At 62.5% G+C, this 12,520-nt stretch carries 9 protein-coding genes and 1 rRNA gene (1 of these 10 running past the window's edge); 5 read left to right on the forward strand and 5 right to left on the reverse strand.

Annotated features, from left to right (window positions below; genetic code table 11):
* Positions 1-1,419, reverse strand: a 16S ribosomal RNA gene (locus tag Q3C01_RS03645) (it extends 70 nt beyond the left edge of the window).
* 1,006 nt (positions 1,420-2,425) lie between these two features.
* Between Q3C01_RS03645 and Q3C01_RS03650 the strand changes: the two genes are divergently transcribed.
* On the forward strand, positions 2,426-4,492 hold the full coding sequence (locus tag Q3C01_RS03650; protein ID WP_458143901.1) for a M23 family metallopeptidase: 2,067 nt from the start codon (positions 2,426-2,428) through the stop codon (positions 4,490-4,492).
* Between the two features lie 158 nt (positions 4,493-4,650).
* On the forward strand, positions 4,651-5,013 hold the full coding sequence (locus tag Q3C01_RS03655; RefSeq protein ID WP_458143903.1) for an SPW repeat protein: 363 nt from the start codon (positions 4,651-4,653) through the stop codon (positions 5,011-5,013).
* Between the two features lie 61 nt (positions 5,014-5,074).
* Here Q3C01_RS03655 and Q3C01_RS03660 read toward each other — a convergent pair whose 3' ends face one another.
* Positions 5,075-5,488 carry a hypothetical protein gene (locus Q3C01_RS03660; RefSeq protein ID WP_458143906.1) on the reverse strand — a complete coding sequence of 138 codons (414 nt, stop codon included), beginning with the start codon at positions 5,486-5,488 and terminating at the stop codon, positions 5,075-5,077.
* Positions 5,489-5,797: 309 nt separating this feature from the next.
* On the opposite strand from Q3C01_RS03660, the gene Q3C01_RS03665 reads away from it, so the two are divergent.
* Positions 5,798-6,064 carry a hypothetical protein gene (locus Q3C01_RS03665; RefSeq protein ID WP_458143908.1) on the forward strand — a complete coding sequence of 89 codons (267 nt, stop codon included), beginning with the start codon at positions 5,798-5,800 and terminating at the stop codon, positions 6,062-6,064.
* An 82-nt stretch (positions 6,065-6,146) separates the two neighbouring features.
* Here Q3C01_RS03665 and clpB read toward each other — a convergent pair whose 3' ends face one another.
* On the reverse strand, positions 6,147-8,786 hold the full coding sequence (gene clpB, locus Q3C01_RS03670) for an ATP-dependent chaperone ClpB (protein WP_458143910.1): 2,640 nt from the start codon (positions 8,784-8,786) through the stop codon (positions 6,147-6,149).
* A 240-nt stretch (positions 8,787-9,026) separates the two neighbouring features.
* Between clpB and Q3C01_RS03675 the strand changes: the two genes are divergently transcribed.
* Positions 9,027-9,815: an MOSC domain-containing protein gene (locus tag Q3C01_RS03675; protein ID WP_458143911.1), complete on the forward strand. Its 789-nt coding sequence runs from the start codon at positions 9,027-9,029 to the stop codon at positions 9,813-9,815.
* A 154-nt stretch (positions 9,816-9,969) separates the two neighbouring features.
* On the opposite strand, the gene Q3C01_RS03680 is transcribed toward Q3C01_RS03675, so the two are convergent.
* Both Q3C01_RS03680 and Q3C01_RS03685 read right to left on the reverse strand, forming a co-directional pair.
* A complete protein-coding gene (locus Q3C01_RS03680; protein ID WP_458143913.1) occupies positions 9,970-10,608 on the reverse strand; it encodes a hypothetical protein in 639 nt (212 codons plus the stop codon).
* Between the two features lie 111 nt (positions 10,609-10,719).
* A complete protein-coding gene (locus Q3C01_RS03685; RefSeq protein WP_458143915.1) occupies positions 10,720-11,367 on the reverse strand; it encodes a TIGR02594 family protein in 648 nt (215 codons plus the stop codon).
* Positions 11,368-11,603: 236 nt separating this feature from the next.
* Here Q3C01_RS03685 and Q3C01_RS03690 point away from each other — a divergent pair, with 236 nt between their 5' ends.
* A complete protein-coding gene (locus Q3C01_RS03690; protein ID WP_458143917.1) occupies positions 11,604-12,470 on the forward strand; it encodes an alpha/beta fold hydrolase in 867 nt (288 codons plus the stop codon).
* Positions 12,471-12,520: the final 50 nt, after the last annotated feature.

A 12,520-nucleotide genomic window follows, 5' to 3' on the forward strand; every position in this document is an offset into this window, starting at 1 on the left:
ACCGTGGCCGGCTGCCTCCATTGCTGGTTAGCGCACCGTCTTCAGGTAAAGCCAACTCCCATGGTGTGACGGGCGGTGTGTACAAGGCCCGGGAACGTATTCACCGTGGCGTGCTGATCCACGATTACTAGCGATTCCAACTTCATGGGCTCGAGTTGCAGAGCCCAATCCGAACTGAGACGGCTTTTTGAGATTTGCTAGGACTTGCGTCTTCGCTTCCCATTGTCACCGCCATTGTAGCACGTGTGTAGCCCAGCCCGTAAGGGCCATGAGGACTTGACGTCATCCCCACCTTCCTCGCGGCTTATCACCGGCAGTCTCCTTAGAGTGCTCAACTAAATGGTAGCAACTAAGGACGGGGGTTGCGCTCGTTGCGGGACTTAACCCAACATCTCACGACACGAGCTGACGACAGCCATGCAGCACCTGTGTTCCAGGCTCCGAAGAGAAGGTCACGTCTCTGCGACCGGTCCTGGACATGTCAAGGGCTGGTAAGGTTCTGCGCGTTGCGTCGAATTAAACCACATGCTCCACCGCTTGTGCGGGCCCCCGTCAATTCCTTTGAGTTTTAATCTTGCGACCGTACTCCCCAGGCGGAATGCTTAAAGCGTTAGCTGCGCCACTAGTGAGTAAACCCACTAACGGCTGGCATTCATCGTTTACGGCGTGGACTACCAGGGTATCTAATCCTGTTTGCTCCCCACGCTTTCGTGCCTCAGCGTCAGTACCGGGCCAGTGAGCCGCCTTCGCCACTGGTGTTCTTGCGAATATCTACGAATTTCACCTCTACACTCGCAGTTCCACTCACCTCTCCCGGACTCAAGATCTTCAGTATCAAAGGCAGTTCTGGAGTTGAGCTCCAGGATTTCACCCCTGACTTAAAGACCCGCCTACGCACCCTTTACGCCCAGTGATTCCGAGCAACGCTAGCCCCCTTCGTATTACCGCGGCTGCTGGCACGAAGTTAGCCGGGGCTTATTCTTGCGGTACCGTCATTATCTTCCCGCACAAAAGAGCTTTACAACCCTAGGGCCTTCATCACTCACGCGGCATGGCTGGATCAGGGTTGCCCCCATTGTCCAATATTCCCCACTGCTGCCTCCCGTAGGAGTTTGGGCCGTGTCTCAGTCCCAATGTGGCTGATCATCCTCTCAGACCAGCTACTGATCGTCGCCTTGGTGAGCCGTTACCTCACCAACTAGCTAATCAGACGCGGGCCGATCTTTCGGCGATAAATCTTTCCCCGTAAGGGCTTATCCGGTATTAGCACAAGTTTCCCTGTGTTGTTCCGAACCAAAAGGTACGTTCCCACGCGTTACTCACCCGTCTGCCGCTGATGTATTGCTACACCCGCTCGACTTGCATGTGTTAAGCCTGCCGCCAGCGTTCGCTCTGAGCCAGGATCAAACTCTCAAGTTGGACTTGAACTTTGAACCGGCTGATCACAACGTTTGACGAGGTCCCACCAAATCGCATAGCGATTCACATCGCTAGCGAACTGACCTCCGAAGAGGCCATGGTGTTACCTTTGAAACGTGTACCGCCGAAGTCTTTCGTCCGGTCTCGATCAGAAAAGCCGAAGCTTTTCAGAAGCGAGACCCGCAAGGACTCCGCCGTCCACGTTTCTCTTTCTTCATCTTCACTTGTCAAACAGCCCGGGACCGGAGAGGCCCCAACCTTCCTGGGAGGAAGGGTTCCGACACCCTTACCGACGATGAATGAACTCCAACCGACTAGCATCGGCTGTTGTGCACTCAACAAGGTGAGGAGCATCAGTGGCGCGTTCGCTCGCCTCGGTCAGTGACCCGGCGGCGCCGCGCTCAGTGGTCGTGCTTATAGGCCCCTCCCCTCGGCGCTGTCAACGGGTATTGTCAACAAATCGTCGCACGGCCGAAGTTTGTGTGCAGTGCGGAAAAAAGCCGGTGTTTTCCGAGGCTTACGCGACAGGCACTTCGGCCTTCGACGACGCATTCGAAGAAAAACGCAAAAAAGTTTGGTCCGCGAGAGAAAAATTTGGGTTCCGACCGGGGCTCAGAGGAGCCCTCTTGGCGGCAGCTCGCCCCGAGGTCCAATTGGGAAACTTTTTCAGAGTTAGGCGCCGTACTAGAGCCACAATCCCGCGGCGTTCTGGTATGACACAAGCTTGAATCGTTGGACGCCAGTGGGGGCTGCCGGCGATTTTCACTGGTCAAGGGGTGGCGAGCGATCTGTAAAGATGCAGCTGCCTTCCCGGGACATTCGAGAGACATCGAGAGACTTTCATCCGCTTCGCTGTTCGTGAACTTGGCCGGCCCGTTCGAGGGCTTTCTGGCTGACGAACGTCTTCAAGCGGCGCGCCTTGTTCCGAAGATCCCCCTTAAGAGGGCGAGTACGGCAAGGCGCGAGAACAGGCTTCGCGCATGTCGGTGATATTGGGGGACTTGGGTTGAACCATAGGGCGCCACGCGGGGGTTATGGGCGTGAGACCGGGATCATCGATCTCGGCCACGAACCGCCGCTTTCCGTCGATGGTTCCGAAGCTGCCGTCATCGATCGCCGTCGCGTCTCCGTACAATGGTTCAGCGGCACGATTCTGACCGGACTCTGCGGCGCGGCCTTGATCGGCGGCGCCGTTTTCGCATCGCTCGACGGCGAGATGACGTTTGCCAAGGTGCCGGAGCGCGTCGAAGGCGTGCTGCGCGGCGCGTTCGGCGCCAATGATCGCGCCGCGACCGTGCACAAGAGCGACCGCCTGCCGCCACCGAGTGAATCCACCGCCTCGCGCAACGTGGTGCGCGTTTCCACTGTTGCCCGCGTCGGCAACCGCGACGTGATGCGGGTGCGGCCCTTCGTCCGCATCGCCGGCAACCTCTCGATGACGGCGAGCGATCTGTCGGCCAAGATCCCGCCGTTCAATGCCCAGCGCCTACTGACCGACGTCGGCTCCGACCCGAAGACCGCGTCCGACGATCCCAACAATCCCGAGGCGGTCGAGCCCGACGCCGAAGTTTCCTTCGTCACGAAGGATCTCTCGCCGGTGCTGCCGAAGGCGAAGATCGCGGCGGTCGTGGCGCTCGACGATATCCTGATGCGGGTGCGCGATGCCGCCAACTGGCGCGGCAATGGCGGCGGCGTTCGTTATGCCGCGCTCGCCAACGCCACCGCCGACGTCTCGGGCGCGACCGGCCCCTCCGACATGAAGATGGCCTACGCCACCGAGGCGCCCTCGGCGGACCCCTATGCCGGCTTCGAGACGCGTGTGGTGCCGGAAAACGTCACGCTGCTGCCGAAGACCAAGGAACAGATCACTGGCGGCAATCCCACTGGCGAGCGCGTGCACCCCGTCAAGAAGGGCGACTCGGTCGCCTCCGTGCTGCGCGATCTCGGCGCGACGGCCGAGGAGATCAAGGCGATCACGACAACGCTCGGCCCGCGCGGCCGCGACGGCGGCGTGAAGGAAGGCGAGAAGCTTCGCATCCTGATGGCGCCCGCAAGCCCCGGCGCAAGGCTTCAGCCCTACCGCGTGGTCGTCGCCAACGACACCACCGTCGAAGCCATCGCCGCGCTGTCGGATCTCGGCAAATACGTCGCGGTCGACGTCTCCAGCATGAACACGGTCGCCGACGCGACCGCGAACACGAACAGTGACGACGATGACGACGACGACGGCACCGGCGTCCGGCTCTACCAGAGCATCTACGAGACCGCGATGCGCAACAAAGTGCCGATGCCGGTCATCGACGACATGATCAAGATCTACTCCTACGACGTCGATTTCCAGCGCAAGGTGCAGCCGGGCGATTCCTTCGACGTCTTCTACGCCGGCGACGACGAGGGTACGGCGGCGGCCGACAAGAGCGAGGTGCTGTTCGCTTCCCTCACGGTCGGCGGCGAGACCAAGAAATACTACCGCTTCCAGAGCCCCGACGACGGCGTCGTCGACTACTATGACGAGACCGGCAAGAGCGCGAAGAAGTTCCTGGTCAGGAAGCCCGTCAACAGCGCCATCATGCGCTCCGGCTTCGGCGGCCGGCGCCACCCGATCCTCGGCTACGTGAAGATGCACACCGGCGTCGACTGGGCCACCGCCTACGGCACGCCGATCTTCGCCGCCGGCAACGGCGTGATCGAAAAGGCCCAGCTCGAAGGCGGCTACGGCAAGTACGTTCGCATCAAGCACAACAACGGCTACGAGACCGCCTACGGCCACATGTCGGCGTTCGCGAAGGGCATGGAGCCCGGCAAGCAGGTGCGGCAGGGCCAGGTGATCGGCTTCGTCGGTTCGACCGGCCAGTCGACCGGACCCCACGTTCACTACGAAATCCTGGTCAACGGCCGCTTCGTCGATCCGATGCGCGTCAAGCTGCCGCGTGGTCGCTCGCTCGAAGGGCCGATCATGGCCGGCTTCGAGAAGGAACGCGACCGCATCGAGACGATGATGAGCAACCGCTCAAGCGGCATCGCCCGCATCTCGGATGCGACCGGCGGCCCGCTCCAGGTCACGAACCGCTAGAACCCTCCTCCTGTTCGTCGGTGGTCTGGAGCTCGCATTCGCGTGTGCGCGGCCACTTCGACAAAGGTCTCATGGTCGCCGCGGGAACCGCGAGGAACCGCGTGGTGCGCGGGCCAGTTGTTCTGTCATCAGGGGCAGGACTCCGATGGAGAAATGCCATGGACAATTGGACGAACGCAAAACTATGCGACGTCGCGAACCTGATCCTCGGCGCGTTCCTGTTCGTCTCACCCTGGATTTTCGGTTTCGACGCCGGACACGCCTCTCAGAACGCCCATATCGCAGGCATCGTGATCGCAGTGCTGGCGATCGCGGCGCTGGCTGCTTTTGCGGTGTGGGAGGAATGGCTGAACCTGATCGTCGGCCTGTGGACGCTGATTTCGCCTTGGGTGCTCAGCTTCCATGCCAACAGGACGGAAATGACGGTTCACGTCGTGGTCGGTATTCTGGTTGCCGTGCTTGCGGCGATCGAACTCTGGATCATGTCGCAGACCCCGCCGCGGCTGACGGCAAGCCGCTAGCAAGCGGTCGGTTGGTGCTTCACCGCGGGAGATCGCATCGCGCCGATCTTCCGCGGCAGCCCTACGACAGCGCCGAGGCGCGCACGATCACGAACACTATCCCGATCGCCGTCAGGCCGAACGAGACGGCCATCAGCGGCAAGAGGACGTCGATCGCAGCGTGCGTGCCGTGAAGCTTCGCGCCCCAGACCACGAAATCGCCCGCCTCCCAATCGTGCAGGGATGTGCGACCGAGCGGCGGCTCGTTCGACATCCGATGCTTGCGCCAGAGGCGGGAGAGGATCCAGGGCAGGCCGACCGCGACAACGAACAGCAGCGTCACGAAGCCAAGTGAAAGGCTGACGTCGCTGCTGCGGTCGAACAGCACCCAGGCCATCAGCGCGAACCAGGCGATGAGGGCGACTGCGGCGCCGTAGATCTTGGGGTGAAGCTGGTCGAAGACGGGTCGATTGTGGGAGACGAGATCCCTGTTCATGGCGATACCTCGCGCTGGCTGGGGATTCGCCGTGACCCTCAAACAAGTTTCGCTACGGCAACCGACGGGGATCGCGAACTGGTTGACTTGAGGATGGCGTGACTTGCCGAGTGAGTTCCGGCGCTGGATCGCTCCGACCACCGGCGAATCCATTGGGGCAACCGCCGCCCACGGCGGCCGTTTCATTAATTATCCTCCAGCGTGCAGCCCTCTGCTGCCTCTCCCGGTGGCGCGGAACCAATCGACGGTCATGATAATTTATTCCTCTGGTGCGAATTCCAACCGATCGAGTCAGGAGGAGGACGATTCATGGGGCACCTCTCACGCGACGACGTCACCAAGGCCGTCAGCGGGGCTGACGACGTCACCATTGCAGAGATCATCGGAACAGGCGCGACCATCGACGAGCTCGCCGAAGCCCAGGCTTGGCTCGCCAACGACGAGCCCATGATCAACGACCTGCGGCCGCTGGCTCAGGGCCGCGTGCGCGAGCTGGTGGACATCCTGTCAGAGCTCGAACAGGACGATGACGAGCAAGGCCCGGCCAATCCGGGCTCCGTGTCCACAGCCAGCTAGCCGGCAGGATCTGACAAAACAAACTCGCCCCGGAGAGGACGACCTCTCAGGGGCGGTTTGTTGTTTGGAGCGACAGGGACGATCAGTTCAGCTTGCGCTTCGGCACCGGTGCCTCGAACTGGGCGATCTCGGCCGTCTGCTGCGCCTTGCCGTTGAAGGTCAGCACGTTGCCCTCGGTGGAGATCCCAACGGTGTCACCGTCCTTCACCTCGCCGGCCAGGATCATCTCGGCGAGCGGATCCTGGAGATAGCGCTGGATCACCCGCTTCAAGGGCCGCGCCCCATAAGCCGGATCCCAGCCCTTGGCAGCGAGCCAGTCGCGGCCTGCGCCATCCAGCGCCAGCGTGATCTTGCGATCGGCGAGCAGCTGCTGGAGCCGCGCGAACTGGATCTCGACGATCCGTCCCATCTCGCTCTTCTGCAAACGATGGAACAGGATGATCTCGTCGACGCGGTTGAGAAACTCTGGCCTGAAATGCCCTCGCACCGTTGCCATCACGTGCTCGCGCACGGCAGAGGTATCTTCACCCTCCGGTTGATTCACCAAAAACTCCGAACCGAGGTTCGAGGTCATGATGATCAGCGTGTTGCGGAAATCGACCGTACGGCCCTGGCCGTCGGTGAGGCGGCCGTCGTCGAGCACCTGCAACAGGACGTTGAAGACGTCAGGATGCGCTTTCTCGATCTCGTCGAACAGCACGACCTGGTAGGGCCGGCGCCGCACCGCTTCGGTCAGCGCGCCACCCTCGTCATAGCCGACATAACCCGGAGGCGCGCCGATCAGCCGCGAGACCGAGTGCTTCTCCATGTATTCGGACATGTCGAGGCGGACCATCGCGGTCTCGTCGTTGAACAGATACTCCGCGAGCGCCTTGGTCAGCTCGGTCTTGCCGACGCCGGTGGGGCCCAAGAACATGAACGAGCCGATCGGCCGGTTCGGATCCTGCAGGCCCGCGCGCGAGCGGCGCACTGCGGTAGCGACCGCATGCACGGCCTCAGCTTGGCCGACGACGCGCTTGCCGAGCGCCTCCTCCATCTTGAGGAGCTTTTCCTTCTCGCCCTCCAGCATCTTGTCGACGGGCACGCCGGTCCAGCGCGAGACCACCTGCGCGATGTGGTTGGCGGTGACCGCCTCCTCCATCATCTCACTGCTGCCTTCACGCGCCTCGATATCGGCGAGCTTCTTCTCCAGCTCCGGGATCCGGCCATAAGCCAGCTCGCCGGCCTTCTGGAATTCGCCGCGCCGCTGCGCATTGGCAAGCTCGACGCGCAGGGCGTCGAGCTCGGCCTTGAGCTTCTGGGCGTTGGAGAGCTTGTTCTTCTCAGCGCTCCAGCGCGACGTCAGCGCCGCCGATTTCTCCTCGAGATCGGCAAGCTCCTTCTCCAGCGCCTGGAGGCGGGTCTTGGAGCCGAGATCGCTTTCCTTCTTGAGGGCTTCCTGCTCGATCTTGAGCCGGATGATCTCGCGATCCAGCGAATCCAGCTCCTCGGGCTTGGAATCGACCTGCATCTTCAGCCGTGCGGCGGCCTCGTCCATGAGGTCGATCGCCTTGTCCGGCAGGAAGCGATCGGTGATGTAGCGGTTGGACAGCGTCGTCGCCGCCACCAGCGCGGAATCGGTGATCCGCACGCCGTGGTGCTGCTCGTACTTGTCCTTCAGCCCGCGCAGGATCGAGATGGTGTCCTCGACCGATGGCTCGCTGACGAAGATCGGCTGGAAGCGCCGGGCCAGCGCCGCGTCCTTCTCGACGTGCTTCTGATACTCATCGAGCGTGGTCGCGCCGATGCAGTGCAATTCGCCGCGGGCAAGCGCGGGCTTGAGCAGGTTCGACGCGTCCATCGCGCCGTCGGCCTTGCCGGCACCGATCAGCGTGTGCATCTCGTCGATGAACAGGATGAAGGTGCCTTCGGTCGCGGTGACCTCCTGGAGCACGGCCTTCAGCCGCTCCTCGAACTCGCCGCGGTATTTTGCGCCGGCGATCAGTGCGCCGAGGTCGAGCGAGAGCAGCTTCTTGTCCTTGAGGCTTTCCGGCACGTCGCCATTGACGATGCGCAGCGCCAGTCCCTCGACAATGGCGGTCTTGCCGACGCCGGGTTCGCCGATCAGCACGGGATTGTTCTTCGTACGGCGGGAGAGCACCTGGATGGTGCGGCGGATCTCCTCGTCGCGACCGATCACCGGATCGAGCTTACCGTCGCGCGCGGCCTGCGTGAGATCGCGGGCGTATTTCTTCAGCGCGTCGTAGGCGTTCTCGGCGGTTGCGCTATCGGCCGTGCGGCCCTTGCGCAGCGCCTCGATCGCCGCATTGAGGTTTTGCGGGGTGACGCCGCCCTTGCTGAGGATCGTGCCGGCTTCGCTGCTCTTTTCGAGCGCGAGCCCGAGCAGCAGGCGCTCGACCGTGACGAAACTGTCGCCGGCCTTCTCGCCGGCCTTTTCGGCAGCGTCAAAGGTGCGCGCGAGCTCGGGCGCCAGATAGATCTGCCCGGCGCCACCGCCGCTGACCTTCGGCACCTTGTTCAGGGCGTCCTCGGTCGCCTTCAAAATCGCGCGGGAATTGCCGCCGGCACGGTCGATCAGACCGGCAGCGAGGCCCTCATTGTCGTCAAGGAGGACTTTCAGGAGATGGAGTGTAGAAAACTGCTGGTGCCCCTCGCGCATTGCGAGCGACTGCGCGGACTGGACGAAGCCCCTGGAGCGTTCGGTGTATTTTTCAATGTTCATTTTGTCTTTCCCTCGGCCTGCCCCTGGAGCCCTCTAAGGCACTCCAAATGGCATCTTCATTGGGTTTCCGCTCGCCGCATTGACGTTCCTCAAGCAGCAAACGGTCGTTAGCAGCCGACGCTGGCGCCGGCCTGACGCAGATGTGGGAACCAAGTCACGGGAACGGAAGAGGCTTCTTCACAAATTCGTGCGCCAAATGGCCGGCTTTGCGCCGGCGGGTGGAATCCCTTAACTAGCGCCATGATGACCAGCCCGACTGCCGAGATCACCTGCCTTTACCGCTATCCGGTCAAAGGCCTCACGCCAGAGCCCCTGCCTCGCGTTGCGTTGCGGGTCGGGCAGACCCTCCCCGCCGACCGCCGCTATGCCATCGAGAACGGCCCGAGCGGGTTCGATCCGGAGGCGCCGCAATGGATGCCCAAGACCCAGTTCCTGATGCTGATGCGCAATGAGCGGCTAGCCGGCCTCAACAGCCGGTTCGAGGACGCGACCAATCTTCTGACCATCCGCAAGGACGGCGAGGTCGTCGCCAGCGGCGACCTGGAGACGGCAAGCGGGCGAGCTGCCATCGAGACCTACTTCACCGGCAATTTCCAGAGCGAGTTGCGCGGACCGCCAAAAGTCTTGTCGGGGCGCGATCACAGCTTTTCGGATGTCGCCAGCAAGGTCGTCTCCATCATCAATCTCGGCAGTGTGCGTGCAATCGAGGAGATGCTGGGCGGCCTTGCCGTCCATCCCCTGCGCTTCCGCGGCAACCTCTACGTTCAGGGCTGGCCGGCCTGGTCCGAGCTCGACCTCCTCGGCCGCACACTGGCGATCGGCAATGCGCGGCTCAAGGTGGTCAAGCGCATCAAGCGCTGCGCGGCGACCAATGTCGATCCCGAGACCGCGGAACGCGATCTCGAAATCCCGCCGACGCTGTCGCGCCATCTCGGCCACATGGATTGCGGCATCTACGCCGAGGTCATCGCGGACGGCGATATCGGCGTCGGCGACAAGATTGTGATGGAAGAGCCGAAGCTGGTGTGAACTGTCGTAGCTGGTGTGACTGTCGTAGGGTGGGCAAAGCGAAGCGCGCCCACCATTCTGCCGCTGTTGCGAAAAGTGGTGGGCACGGCCCTATCGCGCCTATGCCCACCCTACAACTACGCTTGTCGCAATGACGAACGAAGTTTTGCTTGTCTTACTTGAAAATCGGTCGACCGCTTCTGATCAGGTCCAGAAAACGGTGAGGCTCGATATAGTCCGTGCTGTCGAGATTGAGCCGGCGTAGCGACGTCGCGCGATCATGCAACGGTTCGATCGCCTCAGCACCGGCACTGGTATAGCCGATCGGCAGGCAGTAGCCGTCGCCATAGTGCATCTCGGCCTTGCCGCCGACCTCTGCCCAGATGTCCCGGCCGTAGAAGAAATAGGTCCGCAGATTTCCCCTCACCACCAACGCGGAGTCATCGTAGGCGTTCAGGATCAACGAGTCGGCTTCGAGATTGCCGTCGATGAACGTCCCCTTGGCAAAACCCGTCGAAAACACCGTGCTGGCGACATTGCCGAGCACGACGAACACCCCGCCTTCATCAAACGCACCTGCGCTCCCTAGATCGATGAGGCCGTCGACGGTCAGATCGCCCATCACCAACGTGTTGAAGGCCGGCACGTCGACGAAGTCGGATGCTGCGAGCGGCCCGCGAAGCACGGCACAATCGTCCCGCGCAGGTGGGTCGGACTCCAGATCGTAACGGGCGAGCTCCCGCCGAAATCTTTCCGATCCATTGTTCGCCAGAAGCTCGTCGAAGACGGCCCGCGTCACTCTCTCGAACGTCATCCTGCCGCACCCCCCATGATCCGCAGGGCAAATGGCGCTAACCGCCGAGCCCGCGCCTCCTTAAGGTCGCACGAGCCCGACGACAGGTTCGCAATGTGCGGGAACGATCGATCAGTTCGGCATCACGTACGCATAGATCCGCCCGCGCGAGATCGGTGCCTCGCGGACGCGATTGCCGTTGTTGCCGGAGATCATGATCGGATTGCCCTTGGCGTCGATGCCGGTGATGATGCCGACATGGCCGCCGCGGCGACCGCGCGACATGACCGCAATCGCGCCGACCTGCGGACCGGAGACACGCGTTCCGTAATGCGCGAACGAGTTCGCCATGTCGGAGCCGGTGCCCTGGTGGCCGGTGTGCTGGAGCACCATGTTCATGAAACGCGCACACCATAGGCTGCCGCGTCCGGTCGGATTGCCACCGAGATAGCGGCGCGCTTCCGAGACGAGGCCCGAGCCACTGCCAAAGCCGCCCGCCACGGCCGCGGCATTGGCGCTCTGATCATAGCTGGCCTGCGTATCCATGAAGCCGTTCGCCTGCAATTGCGCGGCGCCGCGCTCGAAGCGCGATGAGCCTGCGTGGCGATAGTGATGATGCCTGCCCGCATGGTGCGCGGCGTGATGCACGTGAGCGTGCCGCTCTGCGCTGTGACGATGAGACCGTGCCGATGCTGGAGAGATAGATGCGGCGAACGCCGCGGAGAAGAGAGCCAGCGCGATGACGTGACGCAGCCGGCCGAACGCAAACAACTCAAACATTCTTCATCCTTCGTTGACACCCCCAATCACCGTCGGCCGGTGCGGCGGCCGACATCCGCGGGTCGTATGAAAGTCGAGATGTGGCGAGAGCAAGGCACAATGCTGCATAGCAGAAATTCGCTTCAGGGAATTTATGCGATGATCCTGTGTCGATGCTGGTCTGATGCTGCCGCATTGCTGCCCACAGCATTAACTGCGATGCTTAACGCGACGGCTCAGAAAGAGGGAAACGGTTAATGCCCCACGCCACGACCAGGGACGATGTCCGCATCTATTTCGAGGAAGCGGGCCACGGCACACCAATCATCTTCCTGCACGAATTCGCGGCCGACTGCACCAATTGGGAGCCGCAGATGCGCTACTTCTCGCGCGGCCATCGCTGCATCAGCTATTCGGCGCGCGGCTATACGCCGTCGGACGTGCCCGCGTCGGCCGAGGTCTACACCTACAAGCACTTCTACACCGATGCACTCGCGGTGCTCGATCATCTTTCGATCGATCGCGCACATCTCGTCGGCCTCTCGATGGGCGCCTATTCCTCGCTCCAGATCGGCCTCAATGCGCCACAGCGCGCGCTATCGATGACGCTGGCCGGCGTCGGTTCAGGCTCGGAGCTCGACAATCTCGAAGCCTGGCGCCAGCAGTGCCGCGCCAACGCCGAGCAGTTCGAAACGCTCGGCTCCGTGGACGTTGCGAAAGCCACGCGCGAGGCGCCGAGCCGGATTCCCTTCCTGGTCAAGGACCCGCGCGGACACGCCGATTTCTATGCCGCACTCGCGCGGCACGATTCCAGGGGCTCGGCCAACACCATGCGCGGCTTCCAGGGCGGCCGCCCCTCGATCTACACGATGACAGATGCGATCAGAGCCGTCGCTACGCCCGCGCTGATTATCTGCGGCGACGAGGACGATCCCTGCATCGGGCCGAGCCTGTTCCTGAAGAAGCATCTGCCGGCGGCGGGACTTGCAATGTTCCCGAAGTCCGGCCACGTGCTCAATCTCGAAGAGCCCGCGCTGTTCAACGAAACGGTGGAGCGGTTCGTCGCGCTGGTGGAAGCCGGGCGTTGGCCAGTACGCGATCTGAGGTCGGTGGCTGCTAATTAGTTTGCTGTCGTTCCGGGGCGCTCGACGAGCGAACCCGGAATGACACCAGA

It is taken from the genome of Bradyrhizobium sp. UFLA05-109, assembly GCF_054185165.1.

What these genes read in the sequence shown, in the direction of transcription:
- Q3C01_RS03655 (WP_458143903.1), top strand. Translation starts at nt 4,651, where the DNA reads ATGGACAATTGGACGAACGCAAAACTATGCGACGTCGCGAACCTGATC.
- Q3C01_RS03685 (WP_458143915.1), bottom strand. Translation starts at nt 11,367, where the DNA reads ATGTTTGAGTTGTTTGCGTTCGGCCGGCTGCGTCACGTCATCGCGCTG.
- Q3C01_RS03660 (WP_458143906.1), bottom strand. Translation starts at nt 5,488, where the DNA reads ATGAACAGGGATCTCGTCTCCCACAATCGACCCGTCTTCGACCAGCTT.
- clpB (WP_458143910.1), bottom strand. Translation starts at nt 8,786, where the DNA reads ATGAACATTGAAAAATACACCGAACGCTCCAGGGGCTTCGTCCAGTCC.
- Q3C01_RS03665 (WP_458143908.1), top strand. Translation starts at nt 5,798, where the DNA reads ATGGGGCACCTCTCACGCGACGACGTCACCAAGGCCGTCAGCGGGGCT.
- Q3C01_RS03690 (WP_458143917.1), top strand. Translation starts at nt 11,604, where the DNA reads ATGCCCCACGCCACGACCAGGGACGATGTCCGCATCTATTTCGAGGAA.
- Q3C01_RS03680 (WP_458143913.1), bottom strand. Translation starts at nt 10,608, where the DNA reads ATGACGTTCGAGAGAGTGACGCGGGCCGTCTTCGACGAGCTTCTGGCG.
- Q3C01_RS03675 (WP_458143911.1), top strand. Translation starts at nt 9,027, where the DNA reads ATGATGACCAGCCCGACTGCCGAGATCACCTGCCTTTACCGCTATCCG.